Source organism: Ruegeria sp. CI1 (assembly GCF_056536925.1).
This window is the reverse complement of the sequence record NZ_JBQFQP010000007.1, coordinates 210,672-228,641: the sequence shown is the minus strand read 5'-3', so window position 1 is coordinate 228,641 and position 17,970 is coordinate 210,672. Positions and strand designations below refer to the sequence as shown.

Genomic DNA, 17,970 nt, shown 5'->3' with positions numbered 1-17,970 from the left:
AGGACCCCCGGCCGCGCCTGATCTCAGGCCCGCTCAAACCCGCGGGCAATTTCCCAATCGGTTACCACGCGTTCGAATTCCTCGATTTCGACCTCAGCCGCGCGGGTATAGTGATCGACAACGTCATCGCCCATCGCCGCGCGCAGCATCTGTGATCCGTGCAAAGCGTTGCGTGCATCCTTCAATGTACCCGGGATCTTTCCCGTCTCGCCCTGATAGACATCACCCTTTGTCGGCGGCTGCAACTCCAGCCCTTCTTCGATCCCCGCGATCCCGGCCGCCAGCATCCCTGCAATCGCCAGATAGGGGTTCATATCCGACCCCGGAATACGGCACTCGACCCGTATCGCCTTGGTGCCATCCCCGCACAGGCGGTACCCGGCCGTGCGGTTGTCTACCGACCAGATGATCCGCGTCGGTGCAAAAGTGCCCTTCATGAACCGCTTGTAGCTGTTGATGTAAGGCGCCATGAAATACGTGTAATCAGCGGCGTATTTCAGTAGACCGGCCATATAGCTTTTCATCAGCGCCGACATGCCCAGCTCATCCTCGGCATCATAGAAAGCAGGCTTTCCATCCGCCCATAGCGACTGATGCACATGAGACGAACTGCCCACCCTTTCATGATGCCATTTCGGCAGAAAGGTCGCCGCATGACCCTGCTGCCAGGCGATTTCTTTCACCGCGTTCTTGGCGATCGAGTGATACTCTGCCGTGTCCATCGCAGGCGCGTATTTGATGTTCAGCTCTTCCTGCCCGGCCTCGGCTTCACCTTTGGTGTTCTCGACCGGAATGCCCGCATCCCACAGATGATTGCGGATCGGGCGCATCACATGCTCTTCCTTGGTGGTCTGCAGAATGTGATAATCTTCGTTATAACCCGAGATCGGCTCCAGATCGCGGAACCCTTCCTTGCGGATCGCATCAAAGCTTTTCGCGAACAGGAAGAATTCCAGCTCGGTGGCGCACATCGCCTCATACCCCATCGCTTTCAGGCGGTTCACCTGTTTCTTCAGGATCGAGCGCGGCGCATGGGGTACCTCTTCGTGGGTGTGGTGATCCAGAACGTCACACAAAACCATCACCGTGCCTTCGAGCCAGGGCACCGGGCGCAGCGTGTCCAGATCGGGCTTCATGACATAATCGCCATACCCCCGCTCCCAGCTTGTGGACGCGAACCCGCTGGGCGTGGCCATCTCAAGGTCGGTGGCCAGAAGGTAGTTGCAGCAATGGGTTTCTTCCCATGCGCCTGCCACAAAATGACCGGCATGGAACCTTTTGCCCATCAAACGGCCCTGCATGTCCACCATGCAAACCAGGACAGTATCCACTTCCCCGGTCGAAACCTGTGTCTTGAGATGTTCGAAGGTGAGTGTTGCGCTCACGATGCGTCCTCCCTGATCGCAATGTCCTTCAGCGCCGGCTCAAGCAGCGCCAATATTTCCCGTGCCATGTCGGCAACCTGCTCATCGGTGCGCAACAGATCGTTGCGTACTTCAATCATCACATTGGCCAAGCCCCGGCTCAGAGCGTGCAGGCGCAGCGAATGGGTCACGCCGTCGGACGGACCATAAGGTTCGTTCCGTTCGATCTGGCGGTGTGGAATGCGATCAGCGTGGCCCAGCATCGCATCCACCAACCGGCTGTCTTCATCATGAAGCAAACCCAGTTCCACCTTGCGCGCCTGCCCAAAGTAAACCCGCGTGAAGGAATGCACCGTCACCACCACCGTGTCCGGTCCGCGTGCCTCCAGCACCTGAGAGACTGCAGTGCAAAACGGGACGTAAACTGCCGCCGTGCGGGCGTCCCGGTCTGCTTGAGTGAGATTGCGGTTACCGGGCACTTCGATCAACTCAGATTTCTCGGGTATGGCGCTTGGCGCTTCGGGTGGGCGGTTACAGTCGTAGACCAGCCGCGACACCGTCGAAGCCACTCCGACCGCATCCAGCGCCTCGGATAAAAGCAGCGTCAAGGCACGCGCGCCCGGATCCCATGCAGCGTGGCTGAGGCGCTCAACGTCAGACAAACCCAAACCGTCATACTCGTCTGGAATCCTATTGCTGGCATGTTCGCACAGAAGCACAACCTGCCCTTTCCCCGTTGCATTCAGTATCTCGAACGGAGCCGTCATTCCTGATCCTCCGAATGCATCTGCCTGTCACTTCTCGGCATATCTTCGATCAAACGAGTTTCCAGCAATTGCCCATTGCGATACAGGATCGGATAGGCCACCGCCGCAATATGGCTGTTGAACTCACGAAGCGCGCGCAGGGTTTCCAGATGGATGTCGCTGGTCTCAAAACTCTCTGTTGTGCCGTGCTGCAGACGTTTGAGATGGCGCTTGCGGCTGTCACGCTCGGCACGTTTGATCTCGGTTTTTTCCAGGCTTAATAGACGGGCGCTTTCCAGATCGTCCGAGATCAACACGTTCGAAGCCAGCTTCAGGTTCGCAACGATGCCTTCATGCATGTGCACCAGTTCCATCCACCCTTCCTGCGAGAACGAAGCGCCTTTTTTTCGCATCTCTCCGGCCAGAACCGTCAGACGTTTGGCGACCACGTCGCCCGCGGTCTCAAGCCTGATGGCATATTCCATCAGATCACGGGCGATCTTGGCGTTTTCCTTTCCGAATCCCTCTGTCGGGATCGACGCAACATAAGACCGGATGCCCGACAGACAGTCATTCACATCGTCATCGATCACCTGCACCGCGCGGATCTGTTCCTTGTCGCCGCTGCGATACAGTTCCAAGGCAGGTTCGAACATGGACTGTACCAGATCGCTCATCCGCAGCAATTCTCGCTTGAGCCCGGCCAAAGCTTGAGAGGGATTGGTCAGGACACGCTTGTCCAGCGCGCTGTGCGGTCGTCCGGGTTGCAACTTGGCGCTGTCCCTGTTGGGTTCGGGAATAAGCCGCTCGAACGGGGCCTGCAAGCGACCGCAAAACGGGATTGCCAGAACAAGCAATGATGCGTTGAAGACAAGGTGTGCGTTCACCAGCATCTGCCCCCCGTGCAGATCACCCAGAAGACCGCTGCGCAGTGCGATATTGGCGGCGAACAAGGTAACTACCGCCCAGCTGCCGCGCAGAAACAGGTTGGCGAACGGGATGCGGCGTGCGGAAAGGCTCATCCCCCGGGTCAGCCAGACCGGAATGAAAGCCGAACCGAAATTCGCCCCCAGCATCAGTGACAATCCGGCGGCAAAGGGAATAGCGCCGATCTGCACCAGCGTCACGCACATCAAAATCGCCGCCACCGAGGAATGCATGACAAAGGCCAATGCGCCGCCGACCAGAAACGCGGTTATGTAGTCACGCGCCAGATAATCCGCGATTGCGGGCAGAAAGGCGCTGTCGCGGATCGGGTCCATCGCTTCGCGCAGGAAGCGCAGCGAGATAAGAATGAACGCAACCCCCATCAGGATACGCCCAAGTTGCCGCGCCTTCTTGGCCTCTGTCTTGACAAACAGATAGCCACCAATGGCCAACAAAACCGGCACAAGCCAATCCAGCTCGAATGACAGGATCTGAATAATCAGCGCCGAACCCAGGTCTCCACCCAACACGATAGCAAGCCCGGCTGGAAATGTCAGCATACCGCTGGCGGCAAATCCCGAGGACAACAATGCCACCGCCGCCGAACTTTGCAGCACGATGGCCATGACAATCCCGACAAGCGACGCTTGGGCATAGCTGCGCTGACCGGTCATGACACGTTGAAACGACGCGCCATAGCTGCGCTCGATCCCCGTGCGCACCATCCGCACTGCATAGAGCAGCAGCATTGTCGCTCCGGCCAGGCTTATGATGAAACTGACAATCGCCATAGTTTATCCGCGCACAAGTTTGAGCATTTCAGCATGCAAATCCGGCGTTGCTGCCGAGATCACTTTCCCATCAGAATTCAACCCCAAAGGCTGCCCTTCCCAATCCGTCATAACGCCTCCCGCCGCTTCGATGACGACCGAAACCGGCAGATAATCGTAGGGCTGCAAATCATAGTCAATCACCGCATCCACATAGCCCGCCGCCAGCAGCGCATGTGGATAGCAATCATAAGCAAATCGGCGCGTCTGACCTGCATTCATCAACCTTTCAAAAACGTCGGGATGGTCGCGGTGGATCTTGTCGCCTTCATTCACAAATAGAATGGCCTGATCCACCCTCGTTTTGGCGGACGCTCGAATGGCCTCGCCATTTAGCGTCGCCCCCTGCCCCTTCACACCCAGAAATATCTCGCCAAGCGCAGGCATGGCGATGACACCAACCTGAGGAACACCGTCTTCCAGATGCCCCAGCAGGAACCCGAACAATGGATGACCGGACAGAAACGATCGGGTACCGTCAATCGGATCAACGATCCAGATATGGCGTCGGTCCTTACCTTCGAACCCGTGCTCTTCTCCAAAGATGCCATGATCCGGGAAGTGTTGCTCAATGTAATCGCGAACGCACGCCTCGACGCCTTTGTCGGCCTGGGTGACCGGGCTTTCATCCAATTTGAACTCGATCCCAAGATGGCCACGGAAATAACCACGCGCGGCCTTGGCCGCGATTCCTGCGATTTCGACCGCGTGACCCGCGTAGTCACTCTTCGCCAGCACCGGCCTCGCCTCCTGTCGCCACCCTTACCTTGATACCCCATTCCTTTAAGGCCGCCGCAAGGACGCCCTTGGGCCGTTTGTCCGTGAACAGGTCGTCAACCCGTCGCGGGTCGGCACCGCGATAGGGCGCGGTTTCACCGAACTTGAAATGGTCAGCCACAACCACAGACCAGTCGCTATTGTCGACGATGATAGACGCCAGATCCGCCTCGGCAGAACTCAGATACAAAAACCCTTTGCGTGCCGACACAGCATCTGCACTTAAAATGGACAGATCGAATGCGAACCTCTGCGCCTGACGGTGGGTGACATGACCAAAGGTTCCACGTTCATCGCTTTGCATCTCACCGCCCAACAGGTGAACCCGCGATCCATTTACACCCACCAGGCTTTGCGCCACTCCTACCGAGTTGGTTACGACAGTAAGGTTGCTGCACTGGCGCAGCTCTTCGGCAACGAAGGCCGTTGTCGACCCCACATCCAAAAAGACCGTCATCCCATCGCGCACGACTTGCGCGACGCTCGATGCGATCAGGCGTTTTTCGTCAGGATGCTGCGCGATGCGACGAAAGAAACTCGGATCACCCTGAGTTCCTGCCAGATAGGCCCCGCCATGCACGCGTTCCACTGCCCCGGATTTGGACAATGCCTTGATCGCGCGCCGTACGGTTTCCTCGGACACATTGAGGGCTTTTGCCAGATCGGAGTTCCGCGCGGCCCCGCCGAGGCGACGTAACACATCCAGCAATTCGACTTCTCGATGCGTATGTACACCGCGATTCGACACAGCGCCCTCAGAATAACCCCACGAACATGTTCACCCAGCCACACAAGGCGGTCAAAAGCAAGCACTTCATTTGGAATTTGACGGATTGAATCCACTTGTTTGGGAAGATTCCCTCGTTTTCCCTCAAATTTGCTCACATGACGCAAATCCAAGCAGACAGCGCCGATTTCAATTCCACGCTTTCAAAAGACCTTGACGGAAAAAGATTCAACCCAAAGGGGAAAATCTGATCCTCTTGAACGACGCGGCGTCATATTCGGGTCCTCTAATGTGGGTATCAGCAGCGTTTCCAGGGGGTGGATCGTCTGCGAACTCACCATCGCCCCCAACACCTGGGGCGACCCACATTTTTTGGAGCAAAATATGAAAAACTTTATCGCAAATACCTTCAAGCGTCTGCGTCGTGACGAGTCGGGTGCAACTCTGGTCGAATACGGCATCGCAATCGCACTGGCGGTCGTATTGGGCGCCGGCGCGCTTTCGACGCTGGCAGGCGACGTCGCAGGTTCGATGACTGCCGCTGGCAACTGTATGCCAAATGCAGACGGCTCGGTGCCGACCTGCGGAACCACGCCGTAACTTTAGAGAAGCACTTTCTCAAATGAAATTGTTGCCGCGGCCTTGGAGATTTCGCGGCAACACCTCCCGGAGCAAATCCGCAAGACGTCACCGTTATCCATAGTTTTTTTAAAGAGTGCGACTTCGAACGGATTTGAACAGGGCGTTTCACCGCAAATCAGTACATGGCTGCCAAGTCAGCGGTGAAACGCCCCCTCCGGGCCATTTGATCAACGGCATCAAGAGCGCCGACCAACAATATTGGAGACCACCATGCGTTTCTCTTCTTTCCTGACATTCGTCGCCGGACTGGGGGTTGCAGCGGGCTCGGTGTATCTGGCCCGTGACTACATCGAGAATGAATATGCCAAACGACAAGCCGTCGAAGAAGAAAAGGTCGTCAACGTCATCGTTGCCGCCCAGGACATCGACTTTGGCCAAGTCGTGGACGCCCAGAAACTGACCACTATCGCCTGGCCGAAAGAAGCGCTGCCAAGCGGCGTTTATACCGCCTACGACACATTGCTTCCAAGCCAAGGCAAGGAATTTCGCCGCGCCAAGCGCGCAATCTCTCAGGGTGAGCTGATCCTGACCAACAAGGTCTCGAACTTTGGCGAAAAAGTCACCATCGTTCAGACCATCAGCGCCAACAACCGCGCGATGGCAATCAACGTGAACGCCCAGTCCGGTGTTGGCGGTTTTGTCACGCCGGGCGATTTCGTCGACATCCTGTTGACGCACGGCGCCAACAAGGACCTCAAGACCGTCACGATCCTGCAGAACAAGCGCATCATTGGCGTTGATCAGGAAGCGGACGAGCAAAAAGACGCGCCCGGTGTCGCCCGTACCGTCACCGTCGAAGTCACGCCTGAAGAAGGCCAGCGCCTGGCGCTCGCCCAGCGCGCAGGAACGCTCAGCCTGACGCTGCGCACACTTGAGGCGGCCAATGACGAACCGCTGGAATCCATCGGACTGAGCGATGTTCTGCGCGAGTTGTCGCCGGTGCCGGAACAAGCACCGATCAAAACCGTCGTCGTTCGCCGCGGTACAGACGTGACCGTTACCGAACTGCGCTGAAACGATTTGCCGAGGAGATGACAGATGAAACCCGCCAACACCATGAAATGCCTCGCCTCTGACGAAAACGGCGCGATGCTGGTGATCTGGGGGGTATCGTTTGCCATCTTCTTCGGTATCGTCGCACTTTCTTTTGACGTCGGTCGCACCGCGATCACCCGGACCGAACTTCAGTCCTTTGCCGATCACGTCGCCCTGGCCGCCGCCGGAGAGCTGGACGGAGGTGCCGACGCCATCATCCGGGCAACCGCAGCCGCCGAGAACATGATCGTCGACAACAAGACTTTCGGCAGCGGCGGCAGCCAGCTGAGTGGCAATACCGACTTTACCCTGACATTTCTGTCTGACCTTCCCGCCGATGACACCGATGTCGTGACAGCGACCACCACGGATGCGACCGAAGCTGCATATGTTCTGGTTCAGACCACACCTTCGACAGTCGCCGCAACGTTCGGCGCTGTCTTCGCCGCCCTGACCGGAAATCCAATGCCAGACGGTTGGGCCAATGGATCGGCAATCGCCGGATTTACCCAATATGCCTGCGACGTGACCCCGATGATGTTCTGCCTGCCCGATTCAAATTATAAGGCGGACGAGAATATCGGTGATATGATCCTGTTGCGCTCTGGCGGCAATGGCGCGGGCTGGGGGCCCGGCGATTTCGGCTTCCTCGACCCGGCCAAGACTTTGGTCGACGACGAAGGCCCCTGCGCCGGTCTGAGCGGTGTGAACCTTGACGCCTGCCTGATCGGGGCCGAGGGCAGCATCACGCAATGCTTCAACATGCGCGGCGTCGATATCGAACCGGGCCAGAAAGTCGGCATCGAGAACGCCATCTATAACGTGCGCTTCGATATCTACCGCTCGATCATGAATGGCAAGAAGAACAATGCGAACTTCCCGCCTGCCCCAAATGTGATCAAGGGTATTGTTCCCGGCACCGGCAACACCTGCATCAGCGGAAATGAAGAGATCTCGCCTGATACAATGGGCATGCCGCGCGACGATTGCTTTGGAAGCGGTGGCTGCAGCCGATTTGGCGACGGCAGCTGGAACGCAGGCCGAACAGCCTATGTCAATATGAACTATGACGGCACTGATCCGCACCCTTCCGCCACAACTCGGTATGAATACTACCTTGCCGAGATCGACGCGGCCGCCAGTTCCTCCGCTCCGCTTCTGACCGGCAAGGCCGAAACCGGGCGCCCGATGTGCTCGAACAATCAAAGCAGTGATCCGGATCGCCGCGTGATCATCGCCGCCGGTATCGATTGCTCTGCCAACCCGATCAACGGAGCCGCCACCAACGTGCCAGTCCAGGAATTCTTCAAGATCTTCCTGACCGAGCCTGTCGGCGATGACGGTTCCTCTCCTCCCACCGTTGACATCTGGGGCGAGGTCGTCGGCAGCGCCAGCGAATACAGCCCCGGTGCCGGCTCTCTCTTCCACGACGTTGTCCAGCTTTACAGGTGATCCCATGTTGTCTCGTCTGTTCCATAGCAAGAAACTGTCGGATTTCCGCCGCGACGAATCCGGTGCCGCCTTGGTCGAATTCGCCATACTGATGCCGATGATGCTGGTTCTGTTCGCCGTAACCATCGAAGGCGGTCGTCTGTTCTGGGCCTATCAGAATGTCAACGCAGGCGTCCGTGACGCCACGCGCTATCTGGCCCGCGTCGCTCCCAAGGATATGTGCAGCGGCGGCACAGCGGTCAGCACCTATACGACCAAGGCCGAAGAGATCGTCAGAAACCGGATCGACGGCACCTCGCCGTTCCCGTCTGGGATCAGCGTCAACTCGGTCTCGCTCAGCCTGAACTGCGTCGCCGGAACCTACCGCGTTTCGCCCGCGCCGGTCATCCAGGTCACTGCGAACCTGTCGGTCACTTTCCCCTTTGCCGATGTCTTCTCACTGGTCGGGGGCAACCTGCAAAACGTCAACACCGTCATTTCGGATCAGTCACGGGTATTTGGAGCATGAGACATATTGCAAGAAAATACCGCCTCGCCCAGCAACTGGCACGCCTGCGTCGGGATGAAAGCGGCACGACACTGGTCGAATTCGCTGTTGTCCTGTCGATCTTCCTGCTTATGTTCTTTGGCCTGATCGATTTTGGCCGCATGAGCATGCACTACGCTTCCGCCGAACGTGCCATGCATGTGGCGGCCCGCATCGCCGCTGTTCGCCCACCGGCCTGCACCGGCGTACCGAACGTGCACCGCCGCGGACCGGTTCAAAACGGCTCCACCGCGCCCGACTTTGGCACAATGTGCAGCAGCGGCGCGAATGTCTGTGCCGACGTCGGAACGATCAGCTGCAGCGGAGACTCCACCAACGACACTGCCAGCGAGATCTGGGACATCGTTCAAGGATCAATGCCGATCAACAGTACGATTTCCAATCTGCGCTTTTCCTACACCTACGACAGTGACCTTGGCTTTTTGGGTGGTCCGTTCACGCCAATCGTTACAGTTGAGGTGCAAAACCAAACTTTTGAATTCATTTCGCCGCTAGGGGGGCTGGTGGCATTGGCCGGAGGTACGTCCTCCCCGGATCTCGGGGCCTCCGTAACCTTCCCCTCCATGAGTGCATCGATGCCTGGTGAAGACCTGGCAATGGGCACCAGCGGATAATTTCAGACAGGAGCATAGTAAAATGGAACAGAGAAATAAGACAATTGCAGTCGTATCAGACGACCCGCTGGTTCACTCCAGCCTGCAAGCCGCTCTGGGCACCGACGCTTCGCTGAAAGTGACGGGTTTGAACGCAACCCTGCCCCAGATCAACGGCAAGGCCACCGAACTCGCCGCTTCGACTGATGTGATCGTGTTCCGGACCGGAGCTGCAGCTTCGGACGATGTAGAAGCGATCCGCGCCATTCGCAAGGGCGGAGGCACACATGCAGCGATCATCGCGCTCAGCGATGATGGCATCCTGTTCAGCGATGCCCGCAAACTGACCGATGCCGGCGCAACCGACGTGCTGCCTATCTCCATGAATGCCGACGATCTGCGCAACAGTATCTGCAAGGCAATGAATGTGAGCAATCAAATCGCATTCGGATCTGCAGATTCCGGTCGCGCTGGGAAAATCCTCTCCGTCGCCCAAGCGCGCGGTGGGATCGGCTCGACCACCGTCGCCGTCAATTTGGCCGACCAGCTATTGGACCGGCGTGGCATGATGAAGAAGGTGCCGACCAACAGCGTTGCGCTGGTGGATCTTGATCTGCAATTCGGCGCGATCAGCAGCTTTCTGGATGTGCAGCCGAACGAAACTCTGTTCCAGATGGCGGTTGAGGGAACCATGCCCGACGCCACATTCTTGGAACAATCCATGGTAAAGGCCGAAAACGGGGTCGATGTCCTGTCAGCACCAACTGGATTTGCGCCCGTGGATTCCCTGCGCCCCGAGCAGGTGAAATCCCTGCTTAACGTTCTGCGCAGCAAATACGACTATGTTGTCGTGGATCTGCCTCGCGCCCTGGTGCCCTGGCTGTCGCCAGTGCTCGAAATGAGCGACCGGATGTGCCTTGTGACCGACAGCGCGGTTCCGTCCGTTCAGCAATGCCTGCGCCTGGCCAATTTCTTCACCGAGGATGTGCCAACGCTTCAGATTGATCTGGTGGTCAATCACGAGAAAAAGCCGCTGGTTCAATCCAGTCATCACAAGGAAGCTTCGGCGATCCTGGGCCGCCCGCTCCGCTATTGGCTGCCGCATGACGAAAACGCAGCTCGCGAAGCTGTCGATCGCGGTCAACCGCTATCGAAAGCAGCCGGGCGATCGGCGCTGACCGCAGCGCTTGCGAAGATGGGAAGACAGATCGCTGCAGATCTTAAGGAAAACACTGCAGTCGCGACTGCGAAAGCCTGATTAGGGGGTAAAAATGTTCAAGTATTTTTCAAATAGCAGCGAGCAAGCGACTGCAAAGGCCATTCATCTGCGTCCGGTCGAAGATGTAAAACCGGTGATAGTGGCCAAGCAATCGGAAGAAGAAAAGGAGCTGGTAAAGTTCCTGGAACTCAAAAGCCGCCTGCACGAAGCCCTGCTGGATCGCCTCAACCTTTCGGTTGTGGAAAAAGTTGCGCCCGAGGAACTGCGCCGCGAGGTCGCCGCGCTGACCAGCGAGGTTCTGGCCGCGGAAAACAACCCGCTTCGCTCGGATGATTTCCGCCGGATCGTGGATGAGCTGATGGACGAGGTTCTGGGCCTTGGGCCGCTTGAGCCACTGCTGGCCGATCCGACGATCAACGACATTCTGGTCAATGGCCACCGCGACGTGTTCGTGGAGCGCCGCGGCGTGCTGGAACGCACAAACACGCGCTTCCGGGACGAAAAGCACCTGTTGCGCATCATCGACAAAATCGTGTCACGCATCGGTCGCCGCGTCGATGAAAGCAACCCTTGGGTGGATGCCCGTCTCGAGGATGGAAGCCGTGTCAACGCCATCATCCGCCCCTGCGCCATCGACGGTCCCAGCATGTCGATCCGCAAGTTTTCCGAGACACCTCTGACGCTTGACCGCCTGATTGAATCGGGCTCGCTGGACCAGCGCGCCTCCAAGTTCCTGATGGCATTGGTCGAAGCGCGCAAAAACATTCTGATCTCGGGTGGCACCGGTTCGGGCAAGACCACCATGCTGAACGCAATTTCGGCCGGCATCGACCATCGTTCGCGCATCGTTACCGTCGAAGACGCCGCCGAACTGCGCCTGCAGCAAGAACATGTCGTGCGACTGGAAACCCGCCCGCCGAACCCCTCGGGCAATGGCGCGGTGCTGCAACGGGATTTGGTGCGCAATGCGTTGCGGATGCGCCCTGACCGCATCATCGTGGGCGAAGTCCGTGGCGCCGAAGCATTCGACATGCTTCAGGCAATGAACACCGGCCATGACGGATCGATGACCACAGTGCACGCCAACTCGGCTCGTGATGCCATAGGTCGGATCGAGCAGATGGTCACGATGATCGGCTTGGACATGCCGCTCAGCGCCATCCGCGCACAGATTTCGTCGGGCCTCAACTTTGTCGTTCAACTGACCCGTCTGGCCGATGGCAAACGCCGTGTCGTCAGCATTTCCGAGATCACCGGCCAGGAAGGCGACGTGGTGACCATGCAGGACATTTTTGTGTTCCGCAAACTGGGCAAATCGGAAACCGGAGAGATCATCGGCGAGTTCGTCGCGACCGGCATTCGTCCGCAGTGCATGGACGATCTGGTTGCCGCCGGTATCGACCTTGATCTTTCGACCTTCCTGGCCAAGGAAGCGTGATCATGGAAATCTTCGCTGGACAACAGGAATTCACGTATCTCGTTTATACCGGCATCGCAGTGGGAACGCTGCTTGCCTTCACCGGCATGGCACAACTGGCCAGTCGGAGGGAAAAAATCAACGAAGCGAAAACACGCCGTCTCAAGATGTTGGCCAAGGGCCACGACGCGGCAGACGTGTTGGCGCTGCTGAAACCAAAGCAAAGCAGCGGTTTCTGGCAAAAAGTACCGTTCGTGGGCGATTTGCCCCGGCAATTGCATCAGTCCGGTCTGACCATCGGAATCGACAAGTTCACGTTTCTTTGCCTGCTGCTCGGCTTTGGCGTGTTTGCATTCGCCTTGTACCCGCTCGGCCCCACCGCAGCTCTTGTGCTGGCCATTCTGGTAGGCTTTGTCGGCCCGGTCGGCTTTGTCAAAATCAAATACAAAAAGCGTACCGATGAGCTGACCAAGCAACTGCCTGATGCATTGGACATGCTTGCACGCGGCCTCAAGGTCGGCCATCCACTCAGCAACTCGATTGGCGCGATCGCGCGAGAAATGCCCGACCCGATCGGAACCGAATTTGGTATCGTATTTGACCAGATAAGCTATGGCGACGACTTGCCAGATGCGTTTCAGGAGTTCGCCCAGCGCGTGGATATCGAAGATGTCTACTATCTGGCAGCAAGCATCGGCATCCAGCACGGCACCGGCGGCGATCTTGTCAACGTCATCGAAATCCTATCCAGGGTGATCCGCGACCGGATTGCAATGCGGCGCAAGATCCGTGCGATTTCATCCGAAGGCCGGCTGACCGCCTGGTTTCTGTCAGCCTTGCCCGTGATCATCGGGATCTTCACCTCGATCACTGCGCCAAATTATTACCGGGGCGTCATGGAGGACCCGCTGTTCCTGCCGATGGCCATTTCAGTGGTGGTTCTGACCACCCTGAATCTGATTTTCCTGAAAAAACTCGTCAATTTCAGAATTTGAGAGGACGAAAGCCATGTTCAACAATATCCAAAGCCTAGCGGCATCAATGGAAATCTCGCCTGAGATCATGATCCTCTCGGGACTGGGGATCGGGATAGTACTCGTTTTCTGGAGCATCGCAGCGAATATGGGGCGCAAGAGCGTACCAGCGACGCGTATTGCGGCTTTGAAGGGCGCGCCCAACATGGCGCGTCTTGACAAGGCGATCCTTAAAACTCCTACCGCTGAATTCGACGGTTTCACCAAAGCTTTTGCTCCGGGAAACGAAAAGGAGCGCTCGGAGCTCAAGCAGCGTCTGCTGCGCGCGGGTTTCACGTCGCCCAACGCATTGCGGTACTTTGTTATCACGAGAGCCGTTCTGGGCCTGATCCTTCCTGGTCTCCTTCTGGCATTGGTCGTCATCACCAAGATGCCCGGCGCGTCGGTCCCAAGCGGTCTAGCGGCCCTTGTTTCCGGTTTGACCAACTTTCAAATCAAGCTGTTCCTGGCATTTCTCGTCGGCGCCGGCTATTTCGGCCCGAATTTCTGGCTTAACAACAAGGTCAAGCAGCGCACGCAAAAGATCGAGGAGGGCTTTCCGAACGCACTGGATCTGATGCGCATCTCCGTCGAAGCAGGGCTTGGATTCGACGCCGCAATGGCCCGTGTAGGTAACGAGTTGACCGAAATCTCACCCGAGATCTCGCTGGAGTTCCTTTCGGCGCAGCGCCAAGTTCAGGCGGGCCGCCCACGGGATGCCGCACTGATGGACATGGCCGACCGTACCGGTGTCGATACCGTACGTTCATTTGCGAAAGTCACCCAGCAGTCGATGCAATTCGGCACCAGCATGTCTCAGGCGCTTTCGACCTATTCGGACGAGTTGCGTAATTACCGCGAAATGAAAGCACAGGAGATGGCAAACAAGCTGCCGGTCAAGATGTCTGCTGTCTTGGCGGCGCTGATGCTGCCAGCGCTCATCATGCTGACCATCGGCCCGAATGTCATTCGCTATATTCGATATTTCTCCGGCTAATCCTCACCTGACATTCGACGGACATACACCCTGCGTCACGTCGTTCCACAAAAGCGGTCGCCACACTTTGATAGTGTGGCGACTTTTGTGACGCGCTCAAACCCAATACCCAACGTTAACTACGTATCCAATTGGAGAGCGGCGTGAATCAGTTTTGACGGAGTTTTAGGGATCGGATTCCATCAATACGTGAATAATCCGCAACTACCGGCTCGACTGTTTTCGCCGCAGGCCTCAATAACAGCAGATTTAATCGAAAATCCTCCATTTTGTAGAAACCTTTCAAACTATTCGCCAATGTATAGTGACCAAGTTCGCCACAACTTGGTTGTTGTACCCTCGGCCCTGTTTGTTTTCGGGTGGAGGTCATTGTTCACGAGTAACCTGACCTGGGGGGTTAGGAATGTTTTCTTACGGCGACCGCACAGAAGGTCAGCATAACCACCTCGCTTCCGAAGCCCGCCTGATTGGGGCAGTCGCGAAATGGTGTGAATGCCTTCACTCCAAAGCTTTGTTGATGGATGCTCTTCATAGCATCGCCGAAAGCCTCGGCGCCGAAATCGTGGTGCTTGCGCGCGTGCCGAAAACGGCACGCGCGCTTCCCAAGACAATTTCCTACGATTCAAAACCGACCACCGGCCACGGACCGTGCAGATCGTATTCCCGTACCCTGCTCGGCCCATATCTGGATCAGGCCAAACCCGGGTCCACCTGGGCCAAGTCGACGCTTTACGACGAATTCGATCCATCGTTGATGGAGTTTCACCTGAACCGTCGGTTGAGAGAGTTGATCGTTATACCGCTCTCCCGCAACGACATGACATCGGATCTGCTGGAACTTCATTTTCCCGAGGCCGTGCCGCCCCAAATTCTTGCCGTCTTGAACATCTTGGCAGAAACGCTGGCACAAACCTGGGGCAACCGCGCCAAGGGGCTGTTCATGGATGCTCTTTTGCGGTCGACACCCAATGACACGGCGCCGCTGGATGGGAAACCTATCCTGAGCGTCGAAAACCCCGCACGTCTGAGTCGCGCCGAGTACCGCGTTTGCGTTCTTTTAAATCGTGGAAAGACAAACGAGGGTATTCTCAAGGCCTTGGCAATTTCCACTTCGACCTTGCGCACACATCTGAGAAATATCTACGCCAAGACCGGCGTGCAGAACCAGGCAGAGCTGATTTATCAACTGATGTCAGTTGAACCTTTCACCTCGGATGACGCCGTCGGCGCACAATTCGGCTGAGGCGACCGGCAGTGGCACCGTTTTTCCAAGCAATGTTTTGCCTCCTGATGAGCCTCGTCGCGTATTGCGACGTGAAATATATGAAAATCCCAAATATTCTGCCCTTGGGCGGGTTGGTGCTGTTCGTGACGTTCAGCCTCACCCTTCCATTCGACATGGTTGTGTGGCGGTTGGCAGCGGCCTCTATCGCTTTCCTGGTGGTATTTGTACTGTTTTCTCTTCGACTGATCGGCGGTGGAGATACCAAAATGCTTCCGGTCCTGATCCTGTTCGTTCCGACCGGTGGGCTAATTACCTTTGCCTACATATTCTCGGCGGCGATGCTGATCGGCAGCCTGTTAACAGTCGTGATGCAAAGGCTTCCTGTATTTCAAGGCGCGGGTTTGACCAGTGTCTCGCAAAAAGGCCATTTCCCCATGGGGATTGCCATCGCAATAGCGGGCATCGGACAACTCATTCTGTTGGGGTGAGCATTCACCGACTTTTTGATCGTGAATTAGGTTCGAATATCTCTCACTTGTTTTGCCGCGCCCAAAATCCAAGCGTCTTCAATTGGTACAATGTAAAGGAAACCGTTCGTCAAACGGTGGATAATGGTGCGGGCGGGGAGACTCGAACTCCCACACCTTGCGGCGCCAGAACCTAAATCTGGTGCGTCTACCAATTCCGCCACGCCCGCACGAACAGGGACAGAACCCTGTAATGAGGCGCTCAATAACAAAGCTTTCAACCAAGTGCGAGGGGGAATTTTGCCCTCTCACAAGGAAAGCATTCGGAACACTTTCGGCAACTGTTCCGGCAGATCTTCGGCGATCAGACCAGGGCCAAACTCACGCGCGCATTCGACATGCAGCCAGGCCGCCGATTCCGCCGCCTGCATCGGGGCAAAGCCGCGGGCCAGAAGGCCGGTGATGAATCCCGCCAGCACGTCGCCAGTTCCGGCGGTGGCCAGCCACGGAGCGGCCCGGTCGTAATGCGCCGAATTGACCGAACAGCGCCCATCCGGTGCCGCAATCACCGTGTCCGCCCCCTTGAACAGAACAACACAACCCGCCCGCTTCGCCGCTTCTCGCGTCGCGTCCACCTTGGAATAGGCCGGCCCTTTCGTGGGCACCGCATCCAGCCTTGCCGCGATGTCCGGGAACAGGCGCGCAAACTCGCCACCATGCGGGGTCAGAACGCAGGTCTCATGCAACAGAGCGAACAGCTCTGCCGGTTCTTCGGCATAGGCGCTCAGCGCATCGGCATCCAGCACCGTGGCGCGTTTGGCGGTCAGCGCCACCGGCAACAGATCACGCGCCCGCTCGACGCCCATACCCGGCCCCAAGCAGAGCGCGTTGAGGCGGGTATCCCCCAGCACTGCCGCTAACCCATCGGCGCCCTCGACACGCGCCAGCATCAGCGCGGTGATCTGGCAAGCAACCTCCTGCTGCGCGCTGGGCGGCACCGCCAGCGTCACCATCCCTGCCCCAATCCGCAGTGCCCCTCGCGCCGCCAAACGCGCCGCACCGGTTCTTCCAGTACCGCCTGAAAGGATCAATGCGTGGCCGTGACTGTATTTGTGCTGACCAGCCCATTTTCCACGAAAACCACTGCTCTCAGGCAAATCAATCAACTGGACCTCCGTAGGTGCAGCGTTGGAATTTAGTCCAATATTAGCGACAACAATTTTATTCGACAGTCCGGGACCTCCGCCATAATGACCATCCCCCAACAGGTAGTGCCCAAGCTTGGGAGCGTGGAACGTAACTGTTAGATCAGTTGGAAAAGCTCCAAAATTTGCTCCGGAATCGCAGCAAAGACCGCTGGGACAATCGACGGCAACGTATTTTGGCCGTCGGTCACTTTGCGGTCTATGCGTAACGGTCGGTACAAAGCCGTGCCAAGCGCGATCAATGTCGTCCGGCATCGTCCGTGTTATTCCAGTACCGAACAGAGCATCGACAACCAAGTCATGTTCTTGATTGTCCAACGCCTCTTCGACAGCACCATCGTCCCATTTACAGGCAACATCCAGGGCGCACCACCGCTCATAATTCACCCTCGCATCCGTCGGCAGTTTCTCGGGATCGCCGTACAGGAACACCTCCACCTCCCAGCCCCGCTCCTTCAACAACCGCGCCACGACAAACCCGTCGCCGCCGTTGTTGCCCGGCCCGCACAGCACAACGGCCCGCTGAGCGTTCTCTTCATCTTTGTCCAAATACTCCGGAGAGCGCGAGGGGCTGGCCCCTCGCCTGTCCAATTCCGGCCACTCCTCGAAAATCGCCTCGACAACACCTCGCCCGGCGCGTTCCATCAGCTCAAGCCCGGTCACCTCACCGGACTCGATCGCGGCCTTTTCAAGCGCCCGCATCTGCGCCGCCGTCAGCAATTCCGTCATCGCAATTCTCCCCGCGATTCACTTTCGCGCATTTTTTGTGCACTGCGATCAAAGTTTG

Annotated in this window: 17 protein-coding genes and 1 tRNA gene; 11 read left to right on the top strand and 7 right to left on the bottom strand. The window is 57.4% G+C overall.

Features of this window, described 5'->3' with window-relative positions:
• Nucleotides 1-23 precede the first annotated feature (23 nt).
• Genes ACR0LZ_RS10775 through ACR0LZ_RS10755 form a run of 5 tightly spaced genes read right to left on the bottom strand, consistent with a single transcriptional unit; the run spans nt 24 to nt 5,392 of the window.
• On the bottom strand, nt 24-1,385 hold the full coding sequence (locus tag ACR0LZ_RS10775; RefSeq protein WP_480749806.1) for a glutamine synthetase family protein: 1,362 nt from the start codon (nt 1,383-1,385) through the stop codon (nt 24-26).
• A complete protein-coding gene (locus tag ACR0LZ_RS10770) occupies nt 1,382-2,131 on the bottom strand; it encodes an N-formylglutamate amidohydrolase (protein ID WP_480749805.1) in 750 nt (249 codons plus the stop codon). Before ACR0LZ_RS10770 ends, ACR0LZ_RS10775 begins: the two co-directional genes overlap by 4 nt.
• Nucleotides 2,128-3,828: a Na/Pi cotransporter family protein gene (locus ACR0LZ_RS10765; RefSeq protein WP_480749804.1), complete on the bottom strand. Its 1,701-nt coding sequence runs from the start codon at nt 3,826-3,828 to the stop codon at nt 2,128-2,130. The genes ACR0LZ_RS10770 and ACR0LZ_RS10765 overlap by 4 nt, the downstream gene beginning before the upstream one ends.
• 3 nt (nt 3,829-3,831) lie before the next feature.
• A complete protein-coding gene (locus ACR0LZ_RS10760) occupies nt 3,832-4,605 on the bottom strand; it encodes an inositol monophosphatase family protein (RefSeq protein WP_480749803.1) in 774 nt (257 codons plus the stop codon).
• On the bottom strand, nt 4,589-5,392 hold the full coding sequence (locus ACR0LZ_RS10755) for a DeoR/GlpR family DNA-binding transcription regulator (protein ID WP_480749802.1): 804 nt from the start codon (nt 5,390-5,392) through the stop codon (nt 4,589-4,591). The genes ACR0LZ_RS10760 and ACR0LZ_RS10755 overlap by 17 nt, the downstream gene beginning before the upstream one ends.
• Before the next feature lie 363 nt (nt 5,393-5,755).
• On the opposite strand from ACR0LZ_RS10755, the gene ACR0LZ_RS10750 reads away from it, so the two are divergent.
• The 11 genes from ACR0LZ_RS10750 (at nt 5,756) to ACR0LZ_RS10700 (ending at nt 15,999) form a co-directional block, all read left to right on the top strand.
• Nucleotides 5,756-5,971: a Flp family type IVb pilin gene (locus ACR0LZ_RS10750; protein WP_480599878.1), complete on the top strand. Its 216-nt coding sequence runs from the start codon at nt 5,756-5,758 to the stop codon at nt 5,969-5,971.
• 252 nt (nt 5,972-6,223) lie between these two features.
• Complete coding sequence (cpaB, locus tag ACR0LZ_RS10745) at nt 6,224-7,027, top strand: Flp pilus assembly protein CpaB (RefSeq protein WP_480749801.1); 804 nt, start codon at nt 6,224-6,226, stop codon at nt 7,025-7,027.
• Nucleotides 7,028-7,051: 24 nt separating this feature from the next.
• A complete protein-coding gene (locus ACR0LZ_RS10740; protein ID WP_480749800.1) occupies nt 7,052-8,500 on the top strand; it encodes a pilus assembly protein TadG-related protein in 1,449 nt (482 codons plus the stop codon).
• 4 nt (nt 8,501-8,504) lie between these two features.
• On the top strand, nt 8,505-9,008 hold the full coding sequence (locus ACR0LZ_RS10735) for a TadE/TadG family type IV pilus assembly protein (RefSeq protein ID WP_480749799.1): 504 nt from the start codon (nt 8,505-8,507) through the stop codon (nt 9,006-9,008).
• Nucleotides 9,005-9,661 (top strand): TadE/TadG family type IV pilus assembly protein, encoded by a 657-nt coding sequence (locus tag ACR0LZ_RS10730; protein ID WP_480749798.1) that lies wholly within the window; start codon nt 9,005-9,007, stop codon nt 9,659-9,661. Before ACR0LZ_RS10735 ends, ACR0LZ_RS10730 begins: the two co-directional genes overlap by 4 nt.
• A 22-nt stretch (nt 9,662-9,683) precedes the next feature.
• Nucleotides 9,684-10,898: a CpaE/TadZ family protein gene (locus ACR0LZ_RS10725; RefSeq protein ID WP_480749797.1), complete on the top strand. Its 1,215-nt coding sequence runs from the start codon at nt 9,684-9,686 to the stop codon at nt 10,896-10,898.
• A 13-nt stretch (nt 10,899-10,911) separates the two neighbouring features.
• Nucleotides 10,912-12,297, top strand: a complete 1,386-nt coding sequence (locus ACR0LZ_RS10720) for a TadA family conjugal transfer-associated ATPase (RefSeq protein WP_480749796.1) — start codon at nt 10,912-10,914, stop codon at nt 12,295-12,297.
• 2 nt (nt 12,298-12,299) lie between these two features.
• Nucleotides 12,300-13,271, top strand: a complete 972-nt coding sequence (locus ACR0LZ_RS10715) for a type II secretion system F family protein (protein WP_480749795.1) — start codon at nt 12,300-12,302, stop codon at nt 13,269-13,271.
• A 13-nt stretch (nt 13,272-13,284) separates the two neighbouring features.
• Nucleotides 13,285-14,286 (top strand): type II secretion system F family protein, encoded by a 1,002-nt coding sequence (locus tag ACR0LZ_RS10710; protein WP_480749794.1) that lies wholly within the window; start codon nt 13,285-13,287, stop codon nt 14,284-14,286.
• Nucleotides 14,287-14,689: 403 nt separating this feature from the next.
• Nucleotides 14,690-15,529 carry a helix-turn-helix transcriptional regulator gene (locus tag ACR0LZ_RS10705; RefSeq protein WP_480749793.1) on the top strand — a complete coding sequence of 280 codons (840 nt, stop codon included), beginning with the start codon at nt 14,690-14,692 and terminating at the stop codon, nt 15,527-15,529.
• 32 nt (nt 15,530-15,561) lie between these two features.
• The gene (locus ACR0LZ_RS10700) at nt 15,562-15,999 is read left to right on the top strand and encodes a prepilin peptidase (protein WP_480749820.1); all 438 of its coding nucleotides are present in this window, start codon (nt 15,562-15,564) and stop codon (nt 15,997-15,999) included.
• Nucleotides 16,000-16,123: 124 nt separating this feature from the next.
• On the opposite strand, the gene ACR0LZ_RS10695 is transcribed toward ACR0LZ_RS10700, so the two are convergent.
• Together ACR0LZ_RS10695 and ACR0LZ_RS10690 are read right to left on the bottom strand one after the other, a co-directional pair.
• Nucleotides 16,124-16,208 (bottom strand) — tRNA-Leu (locus tag ACR0LZ_RS10695).
• A 78-nt stretch (nt 16,209-16,286) separates the two neighbouring features.
• Nucleotides 16,287-17,912: an NAD(P)H-hydrate dehydratase gene (locus ACR0LZ_RS10690; RefSeq protein ID WP_480749792.1), complete on the bottom strand. Its 1,626-nt coding sequence runs from the start codon at nt 17,910-17,912 to the stop codon at nt 16,287-16,289.
• Between the last annotated feature and the right edge of the window lie 58 nt (nt 17,913-17,970).